General features: G+C 35.4%; 22 protein-coding genes. 12 read left to right on the forward strand and 10 right to left on the reverse strand.

Annotated elements, in window-relative coordinates:
• Positions 1 to 24: 24 nt before the first annotated feature.
• The 5 genes from EKL99_RS05370 to mraZ form a co-directional block, all read right to left on the reverse strand.
• Entirely contained in the window at positions 25 to 1,488 is a 1,464-nt protein-coding gene (locus EKL99_RS05370; protein ID WP_126576520.1) for a UDP-N-acetylmuramoyl-L-alanyl-D-glutamate--2,6-diaminopimelate ligase, read from the reverse strand.
• Complete coding sequence (locus EKL99_RS05375; protein ID WP_126576521.1) at positions 1,485 to 3,488, reverse strand: penicillin-binding protein 2; 2,004 nt, start codon at positions 3,486 to 3,488, stop codon at positions 1,485 to 1,487. Before EKL99_RS05375 ends, EKL99_RS05370 begins: the two co-directional genes overlap by 4 nt.
• Positions 3,479 to 3,826 (reverse strand): FtsL-like putative cell division protein, encoded by a 348-nt coding sequence (locus EKL99_RS05380; RefSeq protein WP_126452681.1) that lies wholly within the window; start codon positions 3,824 to 3,826, stop codon positions 3,479 to 3,481. Before EKL99_RS05380 ends, EKL99_RS05375 begins: the two co-directional genes overlap by 10 nt.
• A gap of 105 nt (positions 3,827 to 3,931) precedes the next feature.
• The gene (gene rsmH, locus EKL99_RS05385; protein WP_197037212.1) at positions 3,932 to 4,840 is read right to left on the reverse strand and encodes a 16S rRNA (cytosine(1402)-N(4))-methyltransferase RsmH; all 909 of its coding nucleotides are present in this window, start codon (positions 4,838 to 4,840) and stop codon (positions 3,932 to 3,934) included.
• Positions 4,815 to 5,288, reverse strand: coding sequence for a division/cell wall cluster transcriptional repressor MraZ (gene mraZ, locus EKL99_RS05390; protein ID WP_126562845.1), 474 nt, complete (start codon positions 5,286 to 5,288; stop codon positions 4,815 to 4,817). The genes rsmH and mraZ overlap by 26 nt, the downstream gene beginning before the upstream one ends.
• Before the next feature lie 378 nt (positions 5,289 to 5,666).
• Between mraZ and EKL99_RS05395 the strand changes: the two genes are divergently transcribed.
• Entirely contained in the window at positions 5,667 to 6,446 is a 780-nt protein-coding gene (locus EKL99_RS05395) for an alpha/beta fold hydrolase (protein ID WP_126461705.1), read from the forward strand.
• Positions 6,447 to 6,471: 25 nt separating this feature from the next.
• Positions 6,472 to 7,092, forward strand: coding sequence for a ribosome biogenesis GTP-binding protein YihA/YsxC (yihA, locus tag EKL99_RS05400; protein ID WP_126554653.1), 621 nt, complete (start codon positions 6,472 to 6,474; stop codon positions 7,090 to 7,092).
• Positions 7,093 to 7,172: 80 nt separating this feature from the next.
• Here the strand turns inward: yihA and gldC are convergent, their stop codons facing one another.
• Entirely contained in the window at positions 7,173 to 7,508 is a 336-nt protein-coding gene (gldC, locus tag EKL99_RS05405) for a gliding motility protein GldC (RefSeq protein ID WP_126554651.1), read from the reverse strand.
• Positions 7,508 to 8,464, reverse strand: coding sequence for a gliding motility lipoprotein GldB (gene gldB, locus EKL99_RS05410; protein ID WP_126461699.1), 957 nt, complete (start codon positions 8,462 to 8,464; stop codon positions 7,508 to 7,510). Before gldB ends, gldC begins: the two co-directional genes overlap by 1 nt.
• 100 nt (positions 8,465 to 8,564) lie before the next feature.
• Here gldB and nadE point away from each other — a divergent pair, with 100 nt between their 5' ends.
• Complete coding sequence (nadE, locus tag EKL99_RS05415) at positions 8,565 to 9,368, forward strand: NAD(+) synthase (RefSeq protein ID WP_126576522.1); 804 nt, start codon at positions 8,565 to 8,567, stop codon at positions 9,366 to 9,368.
• Between the two features lie 94 nt (positions 9,369 to 9,462).
• Positions 9,463 to 10,092: a response regulator transcription factor gene (locus EKL99_RS05420; protein WP_126461693.1), complete on the forward strand. Its 630-nt coding sequence runs from the start codon at positions 9,463 to 9,465 to the stop codon at positions 10,090 to 10,092.
• 141 nt (positions 10,093 to 10,233) lie between these two features.
• Here EKL99_RS05420 and dnaG read toward each other — a convergent pair whose 3' ends face one another.
• Positions 10,234 to 12,216, reverse strand: coding sequence for a DNA primase (gene dnaG, locus EKL99_RS05425; RefSeq protein ID WP_126461690.1), 1,983 nt, complete (start codon positions 12,214 to 12,216; stop codon positions 10,234 to 10,236).
• Positions 12,217 to 12,559: 343 nt separating this feature from the next.
• On the opposite strand from dnaG, the gene EKL99_RS05430 reads away from it, so the two are divergent.
• Positions 12,560 to 16,111 carry a PAS domain S-box protein gene (locus tag EKL99_RS05430; RefSeq protein WP_126576523.1) on the forward strand — a complete coding sequence of 1,184 codons (3,552 nt, stop codon included), beginning with the start codon at positions 12,560 to 12,562 and terminating at the stop codon, positions 16,109 to 16,111.
• 71 nt (positions 16,112 to 16,182) lie between these two features.
• On the opposite strand, the gene rsmG is transcribed toward EKL99_RS05430, so the two are convergent.
• Positions 16,183 to 16,812: a 16S rRNA (guanine(527)-N(7))-methyltransferase RsmG gene (rsmG, locus tag EKL99_RS05435; protein WP_126569159.1), complete on the reverse strand. Its 630-nt coding sequence runs from the start codon at positions 16,810 to 16,812 to the stop codon at positions 16,183 to 16,185.
• A 106-nt stretch (positions 16,813 to 16,918) separates the two neighbouring features.
• Between rsmG and EKL99_RS05440 the strand changes: the two genes are divergently transcribed.
• The 5 genes from EKL99_RS05440 (at position 16,919) to EKL99_RS05460 (ending at position 21,597) form a co-directional block, all read left to right on the forward strand.
• Positions 16,919 to 18,013 carry an acyl-CoA desaturase gene (locus EKL99_RS05440; RefSeq protein ID WP_126461676.1) on the forward strand — a complete coding sequence of 365 codons (1,095 nt, stop codon included), beginning with the start codon at positions 16,919 to 16,921 and terminating at the stop codon, positions 18,011 to 18,013.
• Positions 18,014 to 18,112: 99 nt separating this feature from the next.
• Complete coding sequence (locus EKL99_RS05445) at positions 18,113 to 19,315, forward strand: pyridoxal phosphate-dependent aminotransferase (RefSeq protein WP_126562842.1); 1,203 nt, start codon at positions 18,113 to 18,115, stop codon at positions 19,313 to 19,315.
• 235 nt (positions 19,316 to 19,550) lie between these two features.
• Positions 19,551 to 20,711: a formate-dependent phosphoribosylglycinamide formyltransferase gene (purT, locus tag EKL99_RS05450; RefSeq protein ID WP_126554641.1), complete on the forward strand. Its 1,161-nt coding sequence runs from the start codon at positions 19,551 to 19,553 to the stop codon at positions 20,709 to 20,711.
• Positions 20,712 to 20,977: 266 nt separating this feature from the next.
• Positions 20,978 to 21,130, forward strand: coding sequence for a hypothetical protein (locus EKL99_RS14630; RefSeq protein WP_231507376.1), 153 nt, complete (start codon positions 20,978 to 20,980; stop codon positions 21,128 to 21,130).
• Between the two features lie 143 nt (positions 21,131 to 21,273).
• A complete protein-coding gene (locus tag EKL99_RS05460) occupies positions 21,274 to 21,597 on the forward strand; it encodes a DUF6370 family protein (protein WP_126461666.1) in 324 nt (107 codons plus the stop codon).
• Positions 21,598 to 21,635: 38 nt separating this feature from the next.
• On the opposite strand, the gene EKL99_RS05465 is transcribed toward EKL99_RS05460, so the two are convergent.
• A complete protein-coding gene (locus EKL99_RS05465; protein WP_126576524.1) occupies positions 21,636 to 23,279 on the reverse strand; it encodes a hypothetical protein in 1,644 nt (547 codons plus the stop codon).
• A gap of 174 nt (positions 23,280 to 23,453) precedes the next feature.
• Here EKL99_RS05465 and fabD point away from each other — a divergent pair, with 174 nt between their 5' ends.
• Both fabD and EKL99_RS05475 read left to right on the forward strand, forming a co-directional pair.
• Complete coding sequence (gene fabD, locus EKL99_RS05470; protein WP_126576525.1) at positions 23,454 to 24,329, forward strand: ACP S-malonyltransferase; 876 nt, start codon at positions 23,454 to 23,456, stop codon at positions 24,327 to 24,329.
• A 117-nt stretch (positions 24,330 to 24,446) separates the two neighbouring features.
• Positions 24,447 to 24,698: a hypothetical protein gene (locus EKL99_RS05475; protein WP_197037213.1), complete on the forward strand. Its 252-nt coding sequence runs from the start codon at positions 24,447 to 24,449 to the stop codon at positions 24,696 to 24,698.
• Positions 24,699 to 24,901: the final 203 nt, after the last annotated feature.

Below are 24,901 nucleotides of genomic sequence, written 5' to 3' on the forward strand. Positions count from 1 at the left end.
TAAACAGTTACTCCGGTTAAACTTTTATTTTCCCAGTTGGCCTAGTGTTTTTTTAACTATTTCCATGTCATCAAAATCAAGGCGAATTCCATTTATTTCCTGATACGTCTCATGCCCTTTCCCAGCAATTAAAATAATATCGTTGGGCTGTGCCAATTGACATGCGGTTTTTATGGCTTGCTTTCTATCGGTTATTGACAGCACTTTTTTATAGTTTTGAGCGGCTACACCGTGTTCCATTTCGGTGATAATCACTTCCGGATTTTCATTTCTTGGATTATCCGAAGTGAAAATTGCTGTATCACTCCATTCAGCGGCAATTCCGGCCATAATAGGGCGCTTGCTTTTGTCTCTATTACCACCGCACCCCACAACGGTGATCAACTGTTCATTTTTGGTGCGAATGTCATTGATGGTTTTTAGTACATTTTCTAAAGCATCCGGCGTATGGGCATAATCTACAATAGCGGTAATATTTGAAGCAGAAACAATAAATTGGAAACGTCCCGAAACACTTTCTAAATCCGACAATAAACGAAGTACTTCCAGACTTTCCATTCCTAATTCGACTGCCGCTCCATAAATAGCTACTAAATTATACGCATTAAATGTTCCTATCAGCTTAACCCAAACTTCATTTCCGTTTATTTTCAACAACAAACCGGACAATTGATTTTCCAGGATTTGCGCTTTATAATCCGCATACGATTTTAAGGCATACGTACATTTTTTGGCTTTTGTATTTTGTAACATTACTTGCCCATTTTTATCATCAATATTCGATAATGCGAAGGCAGTTTTAGGCAAATTATCAAAGAAGGCCTTTTTTACATCTCTATATTCTGCAAACGTTGGATGATAATCCAAATGATCATGAGACAAATTAGTAAAAATACCCCCTACAAAATGCAAGGCTTCGGTTCTTTTTTGGTGAATACCATGAGAACTGACTTCCATAAAACAATAGTCGACTCCATTTTTGACCATTTCATTCAAATAGTAATTTATAGTAATCGAATCCGGAGTCGTGTGTGTGGCTTTATATTCAATATCATCAACTAAAATTTTAACTGTTGAGAGCAATCCCACTTTAAACCCTGCCTTTTTAAACAATTGATACAACAAAGAAGCAATTGTGGTTTTCCCGTTTGTTCCTGTAATTCCAACCAATTTCAGGTTCTTAGAAGGATCCCCAAAATAATTAGAGGCCATAAATGCCAAGGCTGAATTCGTATCTTTTACCTGAACGTACGTAATTCCTTTTTCAATAATTTCCGGAAATGTGTCACAAATCACCGCAACTGCTCCTAATGCGATTGCTTTTCCTATAAAATCATGACCGTCTGATATTGACCCACGAATTGCTACAAAAACATCGTTAGACTCAATTTTTCTAGAATCGAAATCTATTTTGTTTACAGCAATATCCGTCGAACCCATTACGGCTTCAATGGCTACTTTGTATAATATGTCTTTTAGTATACTCATGATAATTCCAATAGTATCGTTGTGTTTTTTAGAATATTTTGACCTGCTTCAAGCGACTGTTTTTTCACTTTTCCAACTCCTACGACCTTTACTTTGACTCCCAAATTTCCTAATAAAGCAACAGCATCCATTCCTGGCATTCCTTTTACATTGGGTATAAACTGTTGTTTGTTCTGAGATTTCACAAAATAAGAATCATAATTATTTTCTTGTTTTGGTATCTTTCTATCTAAATTTTTAATTTCATTTGTCGAAGGGGCATCGGTAAATATTTTTTGTGCGATTCTCTTAAAAACGGGCCCAGCCACATCCGCACCGTAATAATTATTTAGCACTGTACTTGGTTTATGCACCACAACTATACAAGAATACATTGGTTTGTCTGCCGGGAAGTAGCCCACAAAAGACGACGCATAATATTTTCCAGTTCCTCCAGCCTTTCCGTAGTTCACCGCCGCTGTTCCTGTTTTTCCTGCCATCGAAAAATCTTTTGAATATAATTTAGAAGCCGTTCCTTTTTTGACAACATTTGCCAGAACTGCCCTTAATTTGGAAATAGTTTGTGGGGAACAAATTCTTGGATTCAAAACTTCTTTCTCATATTTTTTGATGGTTCTGTTCCATTCTTTTATTTCAGAAACAAATTGAGGTTTTACCATTTCCCCATCATTGGCAACCGCATTATAAAATGCCAGTGTCTGCATGGGAGTTATGTGGACTCCATATCCAAAAGCCATCCAAGGAAGCGAAATATTTGACCAGTTTTTATCGCCTGGCTGAGGGATATAAGGCACGCCCTCCCCTTTGATGGAGAGTCCTAAAGTTTTGTTTAATCCAAAATCATTAAGATGATTGACAAATTGCGACGGGTTATTTTTGTACGCTTCATACACCGCCTGAACCATGATGGTATTAGACGAAAGTTCAAAACCTCTTGCTAAAGAAATTTTTCCATAACCGCCTTTGTGGGAATCACGCACTTTTTTACCTGAATATACAACGACTCCTCCTTTGCTGTCATAAACAGAACTGGTATCCGCTTTTTTATCTTCCAGAAGTGCCATCAAATCCGCTAATTTATAGGTAGAACCCGGTTCATGAGACTCCGCTACTGCGTAATTAGTGGTTTCGTAGTACGTTCCGTCTTTTGCTCTTCCTAAATTAGAAATTGCTTTCACATGACCCGTTTTAGTTTCCATAACCACTACAGAACCATGATCTGCCTGATACAATTCCAACTGTTTAAGCAAAGCATGATGTGCGATATCCTGAATATAAACATCAATTGTTGATATAACATCATAGCCGTCCTGAGGGTCTACTTCATTAACATCACGTATGGGTTTCCACTGTCCCTTGGCTATTTTCTGTTTTAATATTTTACCGTCTTTACCATTTAGATAGTTCCTAAAAGCCCATTCGATTCCTTTTCCATCCAGCGATTGCCCGTTTGATGTTCGCTCATACCCTACAGTACGTTCTGCAATTTTTCCAATAGGATGCTCTCTTATGGTTTCCTGTTCTACAATAATTCCTCCTTTATAAGCACCAAGATTAAATAAAGGAAACCCTTTGATTCTAACATATTCTGTATAACTTAAATCTCGGGCCACTAAATAATATCTGTTTTTATTGCCCCGGGCTTTTCTTAATTCATTTTCAAAATAATTTGCTGATTTCCCTAACAATAGAGCCAAAGAGTCTGATAATGGTTTCACATTCTTCTCAAATAATTCTGTTTTTGAAGCAAGTGCATCAAAGCGTATTTCATAATTTGGAATTGATGTAGCCAAAAGACTTCCATCGGCAGAATAAATATTCCCCTTATTGGCCGGAATAATAAAATTTTTAACGGTTCTTTGTTTGGCTAATTTTCTATAATAATCACCCTCTACCCATTGAATATTTGTTAATTTTACGGCTATCGCGATCGCCATCAGGAAAATTCCAAATGCGACCAGATAAATTCTGTAGGATATGTATTTATCTTCTACTGCCATAATTTTTTAAAGAAGCTTTTATCTTCCTCTTTTTTAACTTTTATTTTAATTGGCGGAACTGTTGAAGGAAAGATTTCTTTTTCTATCATTTTTTCAGAAACCGTTGATTCCATTTTTAATTTCATTAACTCAGACCGCCGATCTACAAATTCGGAACGCAACTCTTTAACCCGTCCGGTGAGCTCCGTAATTTTAAATACTTTTTGCTCAAATCGCTGAGTATTTGCAATCATAACAATAGCTAACAAAAGGATAAAAACAATGAACCGCCAGTTTTTGACAGCATCATCATCAATAAGAAACTTCGCTTTCAATATGCTATACACTCCGTTTTTCATTTGTCCTCTCCCCGACCCTCTCCAAAGGAGAGGGAGCTGAGATATTAAAAGTTAATATTTATTTTTCCTGTTTGGCTCCTCCCTTTTGGGGAGGCCGGGTGGGGATTATATTTTTTCAGCAATTCTTAATTTTGCGCTTCGCGCTCTGTTATTTGCTTTTATTTCTTCGGCATTCGGAACTGTTAGTTTACCAATGGTTTTAAAAGGAACAGAAAAGTTACCAAAAAAATCTCTTTCCGGCTCTCCTTCAAACATTCCGTTTTTGATAAATCTTTTTACCAATCTGTCTTCTAAGGAATGATAGGATATTACACTTAATCTCCCTGCTGGATTTAATATTTCCAGAGATTGCTCTAAAAACTCTTTCAAAACATCCATTTCCTGATTTACCTCAATTCGAATGGCCTGATATATTTGGGCTAATATTTTATTTCGAACTCTTTCCGGTAAATATCGCGCCAAAACGGCTTTCAACTCATCTGTTGTTTTGATTGGCTGCAGCTCTCTTGCCTCTACAATTGTTCTTGCCAAAACAGGAGCATTTTTCAATTCGCCATAATCCAAAAACACTCTTTTTAGATTTGCTTCATCATATTCATTGACCACTTTATAGGCATTCAAATCATTTTTTTGACTCATTCGCATATCCAGATCGGCATCAAAACGAGTCGAAAACCCTCTTTCCGGAACATCAAACTGATGCGATGAAACACCTAAATCTGCTAAGATACCATCCACACTTTTCACACCGTAAAAACGCAAGAACCGCTTTACAAAACGAAAATTCTCGTTAATCAGCGTAAATCTTTCGTCCGGCAAAGCATTTGCTAATGCATCTTCGTCCTGATCAAAAGCAAACAACTTTCCATCCGGCCCTAGCCTTTTCAAAATTTCTTTTGAATGACCGCCACCCCCAAAAGTGACATCAACATAAATGCCATCTGGCTTAATATTTAAACCATCTACTGATGCCTGAAGCAAAACCGGATTATGATATTCCATCGTCGTTGTCATTTATATTTCCCATTACTTCCTCTGCTAAATCTGCAAAATCAACATCTTCCCCATTTATTGATTTTTCATACCATTCTTTATCCCAAATTTCCACAATGTTTACGGCTGACGAAAACACTACCTCTTTTGTAATACTGGCAAAAACTACTAAATCTTTAGGTACCAATAATCGTCCTAATGCATCGATCTCAACCACTTTTACGCCTGCAGTAAACCTGCGGATGAAGTCATTGTTTTTCTTTACAAATCGATTGAGTTTATTGATTTTTTGCATCATTACATTCCACTCCTCCATGGGATATAACTCCAGACAGGGCTGAAAAACGGAACGCTTCAAAACAAATCCGTTTTGAAGTGAAGGTGCCAATTGCTTTTTCAAAGGCGCCGGCAACAGCACCCTTCCTTTAGCATCAACTTTACATTCATATGTTCCAATAATTGTATCCAAGAAAAAATATTAAATGATGTTGAGCAAAAATATAAAAAATATTACCACTATCTACCACTATACCCCACTTTGTTAATAAGTTTAACCACTTTCAAACAAAAACCCTTACTTTTTGGACAATCAGGCCATTAACCCATTCTGCTTAATTTGTAAGAAAGAGATCGTTATAGAAAAAAGACTGCCAAAACTAATGAAATTTGATTTTTTTAATGTAAAAATAAAAGGCATTTACATAGAAATTTGTTGCTAAATCCTAAAAAAAAACAACTAAATTTTATCTAAAGTGGGATAATTTTACAATTAAAAATTGTTCTAAAAATCCATTTTTATTTATTAAATCCTATATTTGTCAAAATTGAAAATCCGCATTTACAAAAAATGGAAAAACACTACAAAAAAGAAGGCAGATACAGCTATTATGAAGCTGGTGAAGGAACTCCAATCGTAATCTTACACGGACTTATGGGGGGACTTAGCAACTTTGATACCGTTGCCAGCTACTTTTCTACAAGAGGATATAAAATAATTATTCCAGATTTACCGATATATACTCAAAATATTTTAAAAACTAACGTGAAAAGTTTTGCAAAATATGTCAAGGATTTCATCACTTTTAAAGGATTAGATCGTGTTATCCTTTTAGGAAATTCACTTGGTGGCCATATTGCATTGTACCACACTAAAATGTATCCTGAAAAAGTAGCTGGTCTTGTAATAACCGGAAGTTCAGGTCTTTATGAAAGCGCCATGGGCGATAGCTACCCAAAAAGGGGGGACTATGAATACATTAAGAAAAAAGCAGAAGATGTATTTTATGATCCAAAAGTTGCGACTAAAGAACTTATAGACGAAGTGTACGAGTCTGTTAACGACCGCATGAAATTGATCAAAACACTGACTATTGCAAAAAGTGCCATTCGCCATAATATGGCAAAAGATTTACCTAAAATGCATGTTCAAACCTGTCTTATTTGGGGGAAAAATGACAAAGTCACCCCTCCAGATGTAGCAGAAGAGTTCAATAAATTATTACCTAATTCTACTTTATATTGGATCGATAACTGTGGTCATGCGGCCATGATGGAACATCCGGAGGAATTCAATCGCTTACTTGAGGAGTGGCTTACAAACACTCATTTATCCGTACACAAATCGTAAAAGGAGAATTTTATACCTAGCAAAAATGAAAATTAATACCGCCGAATTTGTTATTAGCAACTCTGATGTGGCAAAATGTCCAAAAGACTTTTTACCGGAATATGCTTTTATAGGTCGATCAAATGTAGGAAAATCCTCTTTGATAAATATGCTGACCAACCAAAAAAAATTAGCTAAAACATCCGGCAGACCAGGAAAAACCCAATTGATTAATCATTTTTTAATTAACAACAATTGGTTTCTTGTCGATCTACCCGGTTATGGATATGCTAAAGTTTCTAAAAAAACAAAATCTATTTTTCAAGAATTCATCACTGATTATTTTGAGACCAGAGAGCAACTTGTTTGTGCTTTTGTTTTGATTGATATTCGTCACGAAGCACAAACTATCGACATTGAATTCATGTCGTATATGGGTGAAAGCGAAATTCCTTTTTGTATAGTTTTCACGAAAGCGGACAAAATCAGCAAGGTAAAAATAGACTCTCACGTAGCCGCTTATAAAAAGAAAATGTTTGCGAATAACTGGGCCGAAATGCCGCATTACTTTGTCACATCAGCGACTGAATCTACCGGAAAAGAGGACGTATTAAATTACATTGAAGAAGTAAATCAGGAAGTTTTTAAAAACAACAGCCAGTTTTAGAAAACAATCTAAGAGCATTGCAATAAAATCCCAAAACTACACTTTAGTCTTGGGATTTTTTTGCAAAACAATACAAAAATTTACTTTGTGAGCTCCAATTTTTCAGCAAAATAATCGCAAAAATCTTTCATCGTATCCGCCATTTTTTCATCATCAGTAGCACGCTTGAAAGTTTCAGACATTGCCACTAAAGTCTGGTGAAAGAAAATTTTCATTTCATCTACCGGCATTTCCTTCGTCCACAAATCAATGCGCATACTTTCTTTTGCTTTGCTATCCCAAATAGACAACATTATTGCTTTGGCTTCCTCCAGCTCTACTCCGCCATCTTTAGCGGTCCACATTAATTTTTCCGGAACCTTATTTTCATCTAATTCAATTAGAAACTTAATTTCTGAGGTATGTGTATTTGCCATTACTTTTTAGGTTTGTATTTTGATTGTTTAAATATTTCTTTCGCATCTTTTTTTAACAGATCTGCAATACCTGCATCCTTATTATTCATATAGGATCGCACTATTTGCCAACCGATCCAGGCACCAACCCGACCTGGAGATTCATTGTCTATTTCCAGATAAAACTTAGAAAATGGTGCTGGATTTATAAATCGTGGAATTAACTTTTGATCGTTACTGTAAAGTAATTCTTTCTCAATAAAATAACGCCACATGTAACTTTCATTTTCTTGACACCATAATAATTGCTCTGGCGTATACCCTATTTTTTCGGCTTCTGTATACTTTGGCAAAAGCAAGTCTTTTAAATACAATTGTTTTCCACAATAAATCATCTGACTCAGCAAATCCTTATCTAAAACAGGAGGAATTTTACGTGTTGAAAAACTCGAAACTACATCTGGTGCAATCTGTCTTTGTTCAAAATTTTGTTTTAAATAATTGGGAAACTGATAAAATTTATGGTCTTTCCCTAAATACAATTCAAGTGAGATAATAACCAGACTGTCTGCATAAATGGCTTTATTATTATAGTCCATCTCAGCAATTACGGTAATCACTTTTGGTATTTTTGTTTCAGGAAAATAGTATTTAATATGCTTAAGCACACCTTCTAATTCTTCTTTTACCGGTTCAATATCAGCATATTTTTTTTGTACTTCCGTATATAATTCTCTCCAGATTGGATCCTGCATTTTATTCAGCCAAACGCTGTTGTCATTTCCTGGAGGAAAAAAGAAAGGAAACTCTTTTTTTATTTTCTCTAAGTCTTTTGGTGGCGTTTCAAAAAATATTATATCAAATCGTTCTAATTTTACTTGTACAGGAATTGCAGCAATAGTATTCTCTACTTTACTTTTCTTATCACATGACAAAAAAAAGAGGCAAAAGACGAGGGACAACAGATCTATTTTCATAATTATTAATTAAATTTGTTACCACAGAATTTAAGGAAACCCATCTGCAACTAATTTAGTGTGCAAATATACATTCCTACTTTTTAAAACGTAAACTATTATGACTAAAAAAAGGGCACTACCCGTCGAAAAAATAAATACTCTTATTGTAAATTGGTTAAAAACATATGCTGAAAATGCTAAAGTGAACGGATTTGTTATTGGGATTTCAGGGGGAGTTGATTCAGCGGTAACCTCTACACTATGCGCCCAGACCGGACTGCAGGTTTTATGTGTTGAAATGCCCATCCATCAAGCGCAAAGCCATGTAACAAGAGGCCGGGAACATATCGAACAATTAAAAAAAAGATTCCCTAACGTAACTAGCGTGGAAGCTGATTTGACATCTGTTTTTGAGAGTTTCAAAAAAATAGTGCCCGGTAATCATTCAGATATTTCTAAAGTAAACCTATCCCTGGCTAACACCCGAGCTCGCTTAAGAATGACCACATTGTATTATTTTGCAGGCATTCATTGTTTATTAGTTGCCGGAACGGGAAATAAAGTAGAGGATTTTGGCGTTGGTTTTTATACTAAATATGGCGATGGAGGTGTTGATTTAAGCCCTATTGCCGACTTAATGAAGTCAGAAGTCTATCTTTTAGGCAACTATTTAAAAATTCCAGATTCTATTTTGAAAGCACCACCCACCGACGGATTATTTGGAGATGAAAGAACCGATGAAGATCAATTAGGCGCCAGCTATAATGAGCTAGAGTGGGCAATGGCAGAAGATCACGCTGGAAAATCAATCGAAAATTTTACCGGAAGAGACAAAATTGTTTTTGAAATCTACAAACGATTAAACACTAATAATCAACATAAAATGACCGCAATACCAGTTTGTTTTATCCCAAAAGATTAAAGAAATGATATTTTATATTGATTTACAATTAATTACAGAATTTATTTATTAATTTTACATTTCCAATAATAAATAATTCTAAAAAACTAAAATCATGATTAAAGTATGTATAGCCGATAATTACCCCGTTGTGCATTTTGGAGTAAAATCTTACTTTAAAGACAATGCCGAGATATCAATAGTAGCCAATGTTGGTAACTTTTTGATGGTACGGGATATACTTTTAACAAAAGACATTGATGTATTGATATTAGACTTGGAACTGGAAGGTCTTTCCAGTATTTTTGAAGTGAAAGCACTTTTGAAAAATTTTCCAAAAACTAAAATCATTATCTTCAGTGGTCTTTCAGAACAGATTTATGCGCCAAATGCCATTAAAGCCGGAGTATCTGGCTTTGTGCACAAATCTGAAAAACTAGAAACCTTAGGTCAGTCGATTGTTAAAGTCCACCAAGGAAAAATAATCATGAATGAGACTGTAAAGAAAAATTTAGCCTTAATTGCAAAACAAAGCAAGAGTGAAAGATTGTATCGTAAGCTTTCCAACCGGGAAGTGGAGGTTTTGCGTTATCTAAGTGATGGAAAGAAAAACCACGAGATCGCGACTATTCTTAAACTAAATGAAAAAACGATTAGTACGTACAAATTGCGATTGTTAACAAAACTAAATGTTACTAATCTAGTAGATTTAGTAAACAAAGCAAAAACGTTAGAAATCGTTTAGTACCATTGAGGCCTAACCACGTCTAGGCAATTTAAAAAAAAGAATGGATTACATGTGATTCATTACAATTAATAAAAGCGCTGTATCTCTGTATCAAATTTCAGAGATACAGCGCTTTTTGATTTATAGATTGTGTAGCCTTTAATGGTATCGTACCACAACTCGCCCTAATTTTTTTGAAAACTTACCTCGCAACTCTATATAACTCATTGCTAAAGACAATGACTCCATATTATCTGATTCCGGATCGTTAGAAACGGAGTTTTTCAACTCTTCAATAATCTCACTAAGCAGAAACCATCGTAAAGTAAGCAATGTGTCCGAAACATCCTGATTTAACATTTCTTCTTTACTTTTAGGGAAAATATTTTGACCAGTCCAATTGTGCAAAACATTTTTTTCCTCTTCCATTATAATATTAGTTACTTCATCAGGAACACCTGACTGGTAGTGATTTATATATTTATCAAGCCCAGAGTCCTCATTTTGCAAATAATAATCGATTAAATTTTTGTATATATCTCTAAATATAGGACTTGCAAATTCTACTTCATCATCTTGCAAACTCAAATATATTTTCTGAAAAACTTTTAATTCTTTTATTTCGGTAACGTCCACAATTTCTCCGTCGCTATTTGACTTTAATAAAACTTCTTCAAATTTTTCCGTCTTGTTACCATAAAGCAATAGGATTTCAATTATTTTACGTTCAAATCGATACAGTGAATCTACTTTATCAGTCTGGACAGTATCGTCATTTTTAACATAGTCAAAGGCATTCTGCAATTGCTTTTGTTTGTGTTTTTTTTCAATTTCGATACCGTCTTTTTGGACTAATTGCGCCAAAGTGCTTAGTAAAACCTGCTCTGAAATATCCATTATTCTGGAACATTCCTGGATATAAATTTCTCGTTGAATCCTGTCCGGAATTTTCGAAATGCTGACGACCATGTCCCGTATAAGATCTGCTTTTTTGACGGGATCATTTTTCGCTTCATTCATCAAAAGAGAGGCTTTGAACTGAATAAAATCTTTTGCATTATTCTCTAAGTATAAAACTAACGCTTCATAAGATGTTTTTTTTGCAAAACTGTCCGGATCTTCCCCATCAGGAAACGTACACACTTTTACATTCATTCCTTCCTCTAAAATTAGATCAATTCCACGCACAGAAGCCCGTAAACCTGCGGCATCACCATCAAAAAGCACTGTGATATTTTTTGTCAATCTGTTTATTAAACGGATTTGATCTGGTGTAAGCGCCGTGCCTGAGGAAGCAACCACATTTTCAATTCCGGATTGGTTGAACTGAATTACATCAGTATATCCTTCGACTAAATAACAATTATTTAATTTGGCTATTGATTGTTTGGCCTGAAAAATACCATACAGCACTTTACTTTTATGGTAAATTTCACTTTCCGGTGAATTCAAGTATTTTGCCGCTTTTTTATCGTTGGTAAGAATTCTGCCTCCAAAACCAAGTACTCGACCTGACATACTTTCTATAGGAAACATAACGCGACCTTTGAACCTGTCAAAAGGCCTGTCATCTCTGGGAATTGTGAGTCCGGTATTTTCTAGAAACTCTAATTTATAACCTTTCCCTAAGGCTTCTTTGGTAAAGGCATCCCAACTTTCAGGGGAATATCCCAAACTAAATTTCTTAATTGTATCAGCAGTAAATCCTCTTTCTTTAAAATAAGAATACCCTATTGCTTTGCCTTCTTCAGAATTGAACAGGGTGTTATGAAAATAACTTTTTGCAAACTCCGATACCAAATACATACTTTCCCGTACATCCGTAATGGCTTTTTCTTGATCCGTTTGCTCGGTTTCCTCAATTTCTATATTGTATTTTTTGGCTAAATACCGTATGGCTTCCGGGTAAGTGAAATGGGAGTGTTCCATTAAGAAAGCAACTGAATTCCCTCCTTTTCCAGAACTAAAATCTTTCCAGATTCCCTTTGCTGGGGAAACCATAAACGATGGAGAACGCTCTTCCGAAAAAGGACTAAGCCCTTTAAAGTTACTCCCTGCGCGTTTTAATTGCACAAAATCACCGATAACCTCCTCTACCCGAGCAGTTTCGAAAACAGTATCTATAGTAGCTTTTGTGATCAAATCTATTATTTTTTGAAATCCAAAGTTACAAAGTTTAACCTGAAAAATTATTGTTAGTACAAATAAAATCAACTCCTAGTTAAACTCATAAATCATTCCATTTGATAATTTAAGAAGTTATTAATGTTTTACAAATCAAAGAAACGCGCTAAATCATCATTTTAAATCAGTTAAAAAAGTTATTAGTTTTTAACATTCTTTTATATTTAATAAATTAGACGTTATTTTGTAATTGATTCCCCCCAATCTACATTACAACTTATTGATAAAGAAACAATTACTTTAAAAAACCTATATCTATGATGCAAAATAATTGTTAATTAATCAATTACACCAAGAACCTATGCCTGTATTTGACAAGAAAAAAATAAGCGAATTATTTGAAAACAGAACTATTCAAGAGGAATTCAATACGGTTTTATTATTTGCATCCGAGGTATGCGAGATGTCTCTTGCATTTATTTCATTAACAGACTCTATTAGTCCCATAATAGTTACAAAAATAGGTTTTGATTATATTCCCATCTCTCCTACTATTATTGCACTTAATGAGAATACCATCCAGCAAAATAAAATTAAAATTATCTCAGACATTAATAAAGACATTGATGCTCCTCCCGAAAATTTAAATTTAATAGCTTTTTTTGCGGGTTTCCCTATATGTTTTAATGAAAATCTAGTCATTGGAACTCTTTGTATTATGGATACTAGCCCTAGAGAGCTTTCTGTAATGCAGTTAAAACATCTAAAATATACTGTGCTACAAATCCAATCTTTATTAAAATTACATATTGAAAACCAGAGCTTACAAAAAACAATCAAAGAACAGGACACTCAATTTCAATTATTTATTGACAATTCAAAAGAAATTACTTACGAGCTTAACCTAGAAGGAATAATCACCTATGCTTCAGACAACTGGACTAAATACCTAGGCTATGAGAATAAAGATATTTTAGACAAAAGCAATACTTTTTTTTTACATCCTGACGATTTAGAAAATTGCAAAACTTATTTAAGTGAAGCAATTGAAACCGGAAAAAATGAAGGTGAATTTACCTATAGAATTCTTCATCAGGAAGGTTATTATGTTTGGCATTCCACACGTTTAAAATTATCTCAAAAAAATGGTCTGCCAATTTTTATAGGAAACTGTAGAGACATTACGGAGTATATTGAAATTCAACAAAAGCTAGTATTACAAAAAGAATTTTATGAAAAAATATTGGACAGGCTCCCAACGGATGTCGCCGTTTTTGACAGCAGTCATACCTACACGTATTTAAATCCAGCCGCTATAAAAAAAGAGGAGCTACGAAAATTCATTATAGGAAAAAACGATTTTGAATATGCAAAACATACTGGCAGAGATGATGCCTTTGCAAAAACAAGACGCATCCATTTTCTAGAAGCCATAGAATCCAGGAATACAATTGAGTGGGAGGATACTATAGAACATCTTGATGGCACAAAAACCTATCATACCCGAAAACTAACTCCTGTTTTTCATGAAGATGAAACCCTAGAAATGATGATAGGATTTGGTGTAGATATCACTGAAAGTAAAAAAACCCAGCAAGAAATTATTAAAAGCAGACAGCTTACTAAAAGTATAATCTACAATATAGCTGTGGGAATTATAGTCCAAGGCCCTGACTCAGAAATATTAGAAAACAACAAAGCAGCCTGCGAAATGCTAGGACTCACAGAAGACCAATTACTTGGAAAAACATCCTACGACGAGCACTGGAAGACAATTCATCTTGACGGTACTTTATTTAAAGCGGAGGATCATGCAGTCCCTCAAGCAATCCAGACACTAAAACCAATAAACAATGTCATTATGGGAGTCTATAATCCCACACTTAAAAATTTAGTATGGTTGTTGGTTGATGCCGTACCCGTACTTGGAAAACACAATGAATTACTTTTCGTAATATGTTCCTTTATTGACATATCGGCACAGAAAAAAGCAGAAGATGCTTTAAAAGAAAGTAACGAGCGCTTTTCTTATTTTAGCAAGGCTACTTTTGATGCCATTTGGGATTGGGATTTGACCACTGACAAAATTTATGTCGGAGATGGGTTTAAAACGCTTTTTGGTTATACATTTAAGAAAAATGTACTAGCAGCTAGTTTGCTTAATAATTTTTTACATCCGGATGAGAAAAAAGCTGTTTTTGAAAGTCTAGATGTGGCTGTTAAAAGTCAAAATAATGTGTGGTCCCATGAGTATCGTTATAAAAAAACAGATACTTCCTATGGATTCGTAAATGACAAGGCCATAATCATTCGAAACAATGAAGGTAAAGCCATACGGATGATTGGTGCAATGCAAGAGATCACTAAGGAGAAGATACTCAAAGATGAATTACAACAAAGCCAAGAACAGTTTAAAGATGCTTTTGAATATTCGGCAGCAGGAATGGCGTTAATAGACATTGATGATAATTTTGTAGAAGTCAATGAAAAACTTTGTGAAATATTAGGCTATTCTAAAAAGGAATTTGCGTCCTTAACCTCTCAAGAAATAACTTATCCAAAAGATTTAAAAAATGATTTTATTTTGAAAGAGCAATTAAATTCCGGAAAAATCTCTAATTTCAATTTAGAAAAAAGATTTATTCATAAAAATAAATCTGTCATTTGGATGTATATATCTGCTTCAATAATTAAAAGCAGTCGAAACAAAACGAAACGTCATATTTTCCAGATGATCAATATAACAGATCGGAAAAGGATTGAAAAACAAAACAAAATATTATCCGAAGAAAATAACAGGATCAAAACCATTCAGCTCAACAAAGCTAAAAATTTATACCGTCTTTTAGCTGATAACACCGTTGATTTAGTTTGCTTGCATAATACAGACACCTCTTTCAAATACGTTTCTCCTTCTATTGAAAAACTATTAGGATACACCCCACAATCTTTAATAGGGAAATTTCCTGTAGATTATGCCCATCCTGACGATATTGAGGAACTTCAAAGTCACATCATAGGCTTTCTAACAGAAATGGAAGACATAGCAATTCAGATCCGGTTTAGAAACATAAGCGGCGATTATATTTGGTTTGAAATTAAGGCCAATTTAGTTAAAGAAAATGGTGTTACAATTAGCTTTCATTCCTCAAACAGAGAAATTACCACCCAAAAAGAAGCCGAAGAAAAAATTGAAAAAGCATTACTGAAAGAACGCGATTTAAATGATCTTCGCACGAATTTAGTATCCACAATTTCACATGAGTTCAGAACGCCTATGACAACCATCAGAACTAGTGCTGAACTAATAAGTCTTTACTTAGAACATGAAAAAATAGAAAATGCTCCCCGTTTGCAAAAAAGAATTGATTGTATTATTGAAGAAATTGATCGCATTGTTCAATTGATGAATGCCGTGCTAACGATCTCAAAAGAGGACTCCGGAAAAACGAATTTCGATCCTACCGAATTTGATTTAAAACAAATTTGCCTGGATGTGATCGAAATAAGTTATCCCGATCAATTAATTGGAAGAAAAGTTCAAACCTCCATCAAAGGCGATAATTTTCGAGTTATGGCAGATCAAAAACTGATGGAATATACTATTTTCAACTTATTAAACAATGCCTTTAAATATTCAGAAGGCTTTGGTGATATTGAGCTAAATTTATGTGTCATCGAAAAAACTATTTGTTTAGAGATTATTGATTTAGGTATTGGAATTCCAGCCGAAGATCAACCAAAATTATTCAATACTTTTTTTAGGGCCAGTAATACCGATGGAATCCAAGGAACTGGATTAGGCCTCTATATCGTAAAAACATTTACAGAAAAAAACTCAGGAACAATTCAACTTGAAAGTAAATTAGGAAAAGGAACTAAGGTAACCCTTGAATTTCCAGTACACAATTAGAAGGAATCTCAACCAGCAGAGATTCCTATTTCCTGAAAAAAAGCCGTTTGAGACAAAATTATTCTATGTTTCTAAACCACAAACTTCAACGGCACGTGGACTACTTTCTTTGTTTCAAAGAATTCATCTTCAAAAAAATCAGCTAAATTGTATTCAGTCGCTTTAGGGAAACCCTTTAATTCTTCAGTTAAATCGCCTCCTTTTAAGTACAGAATTCCGTTTTTCAATTCGTGTTTGTTGTTCTTTTTGATTTTGGTTTTCACCCAAGAAACAAAATCCGGCATATTGGTCACGGCACGACTCACAATAAAATCAAAATCTCCTTTTACATTCTCTGCTCGCATTTGCTCAGCTTTAACATTTTTTAATTCCAATCCCTCGGCAACAGCCTGAACCACTTTTATTTTTTTTGCAATAATATCTATCAAATAAAAACGCGTTTCCGGAAAAAGAATCGCCAATGGAATTCCAGGGAATCCACCTCCTGTTCCCACATCAAGGACATACGTTCCCGGTTCAAATTGTATGATTTTGGCAATCCCCAACGAATGCAAGATATGTTTGGTGTATAAGGCATCAATATCTTTTCTGGAAATAACATTTATTTTTTCGTTCCAATCATGGTATAAAAAATCCAATTTTTCAAACTGTTCTTTTTGAATATCCGTTAAATTAGGAAAATGCTTCAGAATCTCATTCATCTTTTAATTTTTTAACAAAAGTAATACTTTAGAGTTAAAATATTTATCTCAATTTTGTATATCCAAAAATTTATAATAATTACCTTTGACCTTTATTGATTTTTTTATGACAGATACGCTACCAACATTTGCAAAACAAGATAGCCTGAAATTTTTCAGAACACTTAACTCACGGGTAAATACTTACTTTAAAGAAAACAACATCCAAAAGACTGGAAACTGGAAACTTTATTTAAAAACTATCATTTTGATTACGGTTTTCCTGGCGCCTTATTTTTTAATTCTGACATTAGGTATGCCTTTTTGGGCACATCTTCTATTAACAATTGTTATGGGAATTGGAATGGCTGGAGTGGGAATGAATGTCATGCATGATGGAAATCATGGCTCCTATTCCAATAAACACTGGGTCAATAAATTTATGGGAGGAACTATTTATGTTCTGGCAGGAAATGTCTACAACTGGCAAGTTCAACATAATGTTTTGCACCATACGTACACAAACATTCCAGGTCACGATGAGGATTTAGATGCCGGACGTGTGATTCGTTTTACAAAAGAAGCAACATGGTATAATTTTCACCGTTTTCAGCAATATTATTCGGTATTTTTATATGGATTATTAACGTTCAACTGGGCTATTACAACTGATTTCAAGCAGATGAAAAGCTATTTAAAGCGAAAATTATCTTACGGAGAAGCAAAAAGCCCAAAAATACTTTGGACCACTTTAATTATCACTAAAATAATTTACGTTTCTATTTGGATCGTGTTACCAATCGTTATTGGAATCACATGGTGGAAAGTTCTTATTGGATTCTTCCTCATGCATTATACCGCAGGACTCATATTAAGTGTTGTATTCCAATTAGCACACGTTGTCGAAGAAACGACCAATCCTTCTCCTAATGAATTAGGAGAAATGGATAACACTTGGGCGATTCACCAATTGTTTACCACCACCAATTTTGCACCAAAAAATGCCATTGTCAACTGGTACACCGGTGGATTAAACCACCAAATAGAGCACCATATTTTCCCAAATATCAGTCACGTGCATTATGGGAAAATTGCGAGTATCGTAAAGCAAACCGCCCAAGAATGCAACTTGCCGTATTACGAATACAAAACGATGCGAAGTGCTGTTATTGCTCATTTTAAGCATTTGAAAGAATTGGGAATGAAACCAGAACTTACATAATCATTCAAAATCACAACATCTAGAGATGCTCTGCAGTGCATCTCTACATTGCATCTTTACAGTGTATATATACTAATAAACTAACTACAACCTATTACAATGAATCCATTATCCGATAGAATAAACAATTTATCTACATCTCAAACATTAGCAATGGCAGCTTTGGCCAGAGAATTAAAAGCACAAGGAAGAGACATTATCAGTTTAAGCTTAGGCGAACCAGATTTCAATACGCCAGACTTCATCAAAGAAGCGGCAAAAAAAGCGATTGACGAAAATTATAGCACCTACTCTCCAGTAGAAGGATATGCTGAATTAAAAGAAGCCATTTGCAGAAAATTCAAAAGAGACAATAATTTAGAGTACAAACCCTCTCAAATTGTAGTGTCAACCGGAGCAAAACAATCGTTATACAACATTGCTCAAGTAATGCTAAACGACGGTGACGAAGTAATTTTACCGGCTCCTTACTGGGTTTCGTATTTCGAAATCGTAAAATTATCAGGCGGAGTTCCTGTAGAAGTACCCACTTCTGTAGATACGGATTTCAAAATCACACCAGAACAATTAGAAGCAGCAATTACACCAAAAACAAAAATGATGTGGTTTAGTTCCCCTTGTAACCCAAGCGGATCGGTGTACAACAGAGACGAATTAACGGCTCTTGCCAAAGTGTTGGAAAAACACCCACATGTATATGTTGTTGCTGACGAAATCTACGAGCACATTAATTTCTCCGGAACTTTTTGCAGCATCGCATCCATCCCGGGAATGTTAGAACGAACAATTACCGTGAATGGAGTAGCCAAAGCTTTCGCTATGACAGGTTGGAGAATTGGATATATTGGCGCACCAGAATTCATTGCAAAAGCGTGTACAAAAATTCAAGGTCAAGTAACAAGCGGTGCCAATAGTATTGCACAACGTGCTACCATTACTGCTGTTGATGCTGATCCAAGTGTTCTAAAACACATGGTGGACGCTTTCCATAGCCGTAGAGATTTAGTCGTTGGATTATTAAAAGACATTCCAGGAGTAAAAATCAACGTTCCCGAAGGTGCTTTTTATGTATTCCCAGACGTTTCTTCTTTTTTCGGAAAAACATTAAAAGGAACGTTTATCAAAGACGCCAATGATTTCTCTATGTATCTTTTGGGCGAAGCCAATGTAGCAACCGTAACCGGTGACGCTTTTGGAAACCCAAACTGTATCCGTTTTTCTTACGCAACAAGCGAAGAATTGCTAATTGAAGCCTTACGCCGAATCAAAGAAGCTGTAGCTCTTACTGAGGTTCCTGCATAATATAAAATTTGTTTCAAGTTTAAAATAGTTTAAGGTTTAAAGTTTTAACGCTTTAAATTTTAAACTATTTTTTTTTGGGGCATGCCCCGCAGAAAAGGCGGGTCGGGCTATCCGTTGCAATCTTTTTTATTACCTTCGCTATCGCTGCGGGAATACAAAGGATTTCCACTACTATCCCTCATGCAGTAAGAACAGCTCGCGAGATGTCCCTAGCTATACCTAACACAATAAAAACATGAAAATACTACTTCTCGGCTCAGGCGAATTAGGAAAAGAATTTACAATCGCTGCACAACGCATAGGGCAAATCGTAATTGCGGTGGACAGTTACGAAAATGCACCCGCCATGCAAGTTGCCCATGATTTTGAAGTCATCAATATGCTCGACGGAGAAGCCCTAGACCGCGTCGTCGCCAAACATAAACCTGATTTTATTGTTCCCGAAATAGAAGCCATCAGAACCGAGCGTTTTTATGACTATGAAAACCAAGGAATTACCGTAGTTCCTTCTGCGAAAGCGGCAAACTTCACGATGAACCGTAAAGCGATTCGAGATTTAGCATGTAAAGAATTAGGATTAAAAACCGCAAATTACCGCTACGCCACTACTGCCGCGGAATTACAAAAAGGCGTTGAAGCCGTTGGAATGCCGTGTGTCGTCAAACCATTAATGTCTTCGTCCGGAAAAGGACAATCCACCATAAAAACCGAAGCCGATATCGAAAAAGCATGGAAGTATGCCGTGGAGGGTTCCCGTGGCGATGTCGTAGAAGTGATTGTAGAAGCATTTGTCAAATTCAATTCGGAGATTACTTTATTAACGGTGGTACAAAACAATAATCCAACACTTTTTTGTGCGCCAATTGGCCATAGACAAGAACGTGGCGATTATCAGGAAAGCTGGCAACCCGCCAGAATTTCCGACAAGGATTTGTACGAAGCGCAAGACATGGCCGAAAAAGTAACCGAAGCTTTAGGTGGTGCAGGACTTTTTGGAGTCGAATTTTTCTTGACTGATGACGGCGTTTATTTCTCGGAATTATCGCCTCGTCCGCATGATACCGGAATGGTAACATTAGCCGGAACACAAAACTTCAACGAATTCGAATTGCATTTACGCGCTATTTTAAGTTTGCCTATTTTTGAAATCACATTAGAAAAAGCGGGAGCCAGTGCAGTCATTTTAGCTTCGGAAAACTCCACAAATCCAACGTACTCTGGCACCGAAAAAATTGCGGCTTTACCTAAAACTGATTTCAGAATCTTTGGCAAACCAACTTCAAGACCGTACCGCAGAATGGCAGTGGCTTTAGTAAGTGATACCGTAGAAACTCCAATTGAAGAAGTGGTAGAAAAAGCAAAAAATGCAGCAAGGTTGATTACCGTGCATTCGTAATTACATTTAATAAACTTCCAATATTATACCGAAAACAAGATGAAAAAAAAATTCGCTAAATCAGTGTTATCAGCGTTCCTTTTTATCATCTTGTGAATTATCACCTAACCATTCGAAAGTTCTTCTGGAACCTTTAAATACCTTTGATAAAAAAATACCGATGTCTAATTCTATCGTAGACATCCTGAATAATGATTACCCACACTGCCTTCAAGGGAAAGTTTTCAAAGAAAAAAAATATTTGCTTACACATAGGATTTCCAAAAATGAATGAATATTGCCTCCATGGTCACAATAAATTCGAGAAAGAACCGGGTTATTTTCATGGTGCAATGTATGTTAATTATGGTCTGACGGTAGCACAAGGTATTGCCACATTTGGCCTTGCTCAATTCTTTTTTGCCGAAAGTTTTGATTGACGAATCATTCCAATTATTGCAGTTGTCATTATTGAAATGGCTTCTATTAACATTCCTCTTTCCAGATTAATATGAATTTACATGTTTAAAAATTATTCGATGTAAAAAACGAGTATCTTAGCTAAAGCAAAAAACAATCAATTATGAAAAAGTTATTATACTTAACCCTTTTGTTCGTTGTAACATTAGCAAGTGCTCAGGATAAAGATAAAAAAGAAGAACCAAAACCACAAATTGTTGAGGCTGCTTGTGGTCAATGCCAGTTTGGAATGGAAGGACACGGTTGTGAATTAGCCGTTCGTGTGGATGGAAAATCTTATTTTGTTGACGGTAGTTCAATCGATTCGCACGGAGATGCACACGCCAATGACGGTTTTTGTACAACAATACGAAAAGCCGAAATTGTTGGTAAAATTGTAGACAATCGATTCAAAGTAACTTCTTTTAAATTACTGCCAAAAAAATAAAAAAAGGGCTAAAAGAAAATTCTTTAGCCCTTTTTTAATTACTTCGATTTCATACTCGCTTCCAAATTGATATTCTCAAAACTTGAAACATCAATAACTTCTTCCATGTCTACATCAAAAGAAATTTTCACACTGTCACCCACAATTGTTACTGGCAATTGATTGGATATTTGTGACGAACCCACAAAAATATTAGGGTAATCTTTCACCTTAAAATAATAAAAGCTATTCCCGTTTTTCACATCATTCTGAATTCGCGTTACTACTGATTTTACTAATTTTTTATTAGAAACACTATTTGGGTTTATTTTATTATCAGACATATTGTAGACATTTTTAAACGAAGTCAAGGTTTCTCGCATTGTATTGCCGACGCCCACAATCGTATAATCTGAAATGGCCACCATCGCAAACATTTTAACTAATCCGCCGTTATCTTTAAGCGTCATCGCATACGTGGGAATGTTATTGATATTATACGGAATAGGCAACGACGCTTTATATCCTTTCTCCTGAACTTTCCCTTGTGCCGAACTTTGAGCCGCATATTCCGTCGCGCCACTTTGTTTGTAAAAAGTAGTTTCTTTGGTTCTGGTATCTACCAATACAAAACCTACTGCAGATTCTTCTTTCCCGACTGAAGTTAATCCTGTGTACCAATAGGATTTATTGTCTTTTCCATATACCAATGTCATTCCTTCTGTAATTTGCAGTTTATCCTGATTAGAAAAATTCCAATAGCCGTGAACATATTCACCCCAATCATTCAACTGATTTTCTATAAAATCCAAAGGCTGAATTCGATCCACCCATTTTGGCGTTTTAGCAATTGAATATTCATTTATAACTCCAGATTGTGCATCAACCACAATAACTCCCGTAGCTTCTTTTCCTAAAAAACCAATTTTTTTCACATATTTAGTGACAATCCAAAACGGATTTCCAGCATCGTCAATTTCAAAACTAAAATCAGCCAGACCAACAGTAGCATTTCCATTAAAATAAACGTGTCTGTGAATGTCACTTTGGAAGTAAGCGCCTTGCTGGTATTTAATCTTAATGTTCTTCCCTCCTACACTCTGAACTAATTTCACATCACGTTCATTGGTTGCAGAAACCATAACATATCCCGCAGTTCCCTCTTGATTGTTAAACCATTTCAAAAAACCAGAATGTAATAATGGAGCAACCCAGTACAAGTTATTGTTCACCTTTTGGATACAAAAATCCCCCAATTCTACCTGACTTCCCAAAGCGGGTTGAGAACCTAGAATTTTCTCTCCCAAAAGATGGGCTAGTTCCTCATCGACCACACGGATTTTATCAATTGAAATTGGAGCAATATGATTCGTAATTTTTTGTCCGTTTTTAACCTCGCCTATTAATTTTTGATACGAATCGCTTCGGAACATTTTTAGGCTGGTTATAAAAGGAAGCGCAACACAATACGCTAAAAGCAATCCTACCAAAACAAACAAAATCTTGTTAGGTTTGGAAACAATCTTGACTTGCTTTGTTTGCTGAGAAATAGTCAAACCAACAGAAAATAAGATCCCTATTACTAACAACAGTAATAAAATAAAAGCAAAACCAGTAAATCCATAATTGATTACCGGAAGGTTGCCATAAAACAATAAAAAACTAAAAAGGAGTAAGAAAGCTATTGATAAAATCTTTTTCATAAAACTAAGTTTTAAATATTAGTCTTTAATACTCCTAAATGTTACACTAATAAAAGTGTCAATTTTAAAGAAAACAATAACCCTATTTACAATACCGCAAAAAACAGTATTTTTGCATTCTGATTGGAATTCATTTTTCAGTCTTTAATTTTTTTCAATCTTTAAAATAAAAACATGAAAGCATACGTATTTCCAGGTCAAGGCGCGCAATTCACAGGAATGGGTAAAGACTTGTGTGAAAATTCTGCTCTCGCAAAAGAATTATTCGAAAAAGCCAATGCAATTTTAGGTTTCCGCATCACAGACATCATGTTTGAAGGAACAGCCGAGGAATTGAAAGAAACCAAAGTGACACAACCAGCCGTTTTCCTGCATTCGGTGATTTTAGCAAAAACATTAGGGGAGAATTTCAAACCAGAAATGGTAGCGGGACATTCATTGGGTGAGTTTTCAGCTTTAGTAGCTAATGGTACTTTATCTTTTGAAGACGGCTTGAAACTGGTTTCTCAAAGAGCTTTAGCTATGCAAAAAGCCTGCGAAATAAAACCATCGACTATGGCGGCCGTTTTAGGATTGGCTGACAACATTGTAGAAGAAGTTTGTGCTTCGATTGACGGAATTGTAGTCCCTGCAAATTACAACTGCCCAGGACAATTAGTGATTTCAGGAGAAACATCAGCAGTGGAAAAAGCGTGTGAAGCGATGAAAGACGCTGGTGCAAAACGTGCATTATTGTTGCCTGTTGGAGGTGCTTTTCACTCTCCAATGATGGAACCGGCTCGTGAAGAACTGGCCGCAGCTATTGAAGCAACAACGTTCTCAACTCCTATTTGTCCGGTATATCAAAATACAACAGCCAGTGCAGTATCAGACCCCGCAGAAATTAAGAAAAACCTAATCATTCAATTGACAGCTCCGGTAAAGTGGACACAATCAGTACAGCAAATGATCCAAGACGGAGCAACCTCATTTACTGAGGTAGGCCCTGGAAAAGTATTAGCAGGATTGATCGGGAAAATTGACAGAGACGCTGTTACCACTAATGTATAAAATAGTGGTAATTGGTGTCCAATAAACGAAATTTCCCCAAACTTATGTTTGTAGCGATTTTGTTTATCTTTATACGATGAATGTACTCAATTATCAATTTTTTAAAATGAAAATATAATGAAAAAAGCACTTTTAGGATTAGTATTTGTTGCCACTTTAATGACTTCTTGTAAAGAAGAAACAAAAGAGGAAGTGAAAGAAGCTAGAGAGGCCATTAGTAATGAAATGGAAGGAGCTATCGATACTGCAGCGGTAAAAGTTGATGCTGCCGCTGATTCTACCAGAATAAAAGCAGGAGAAATTCTTAAAAAAGGAGCTGACAAGATAAATCAGGCTGCTGAAAAACTGAAGGAATCCGGAAAAGAATAATTCAAAAACAAGGCTGCCCGGAAAGTAATTCCCAGACAGCCTTGTTTCTAAATTGAGTATACAACCCGTCATCGAGTGGCATACTGTAAATTAATAAAGAGGTACAACGTTAAATCTTGGGAAACCGGGTTAAAATTCAAGAATTAATTTCAAATAAAAATAAGCTCAAATGGTTCATAACATTACGATTCTACCCGAAGTTA

It is taken from the genome of Flavobacterium sp. ZB4P23 (genome assembly GCF_003970375.1).
Classification (GTDB): Bacteria; Bacteroidota; Bacteroidia; order Flavobacteriales; family Flavobacteriaceae; genus Flavobacterium.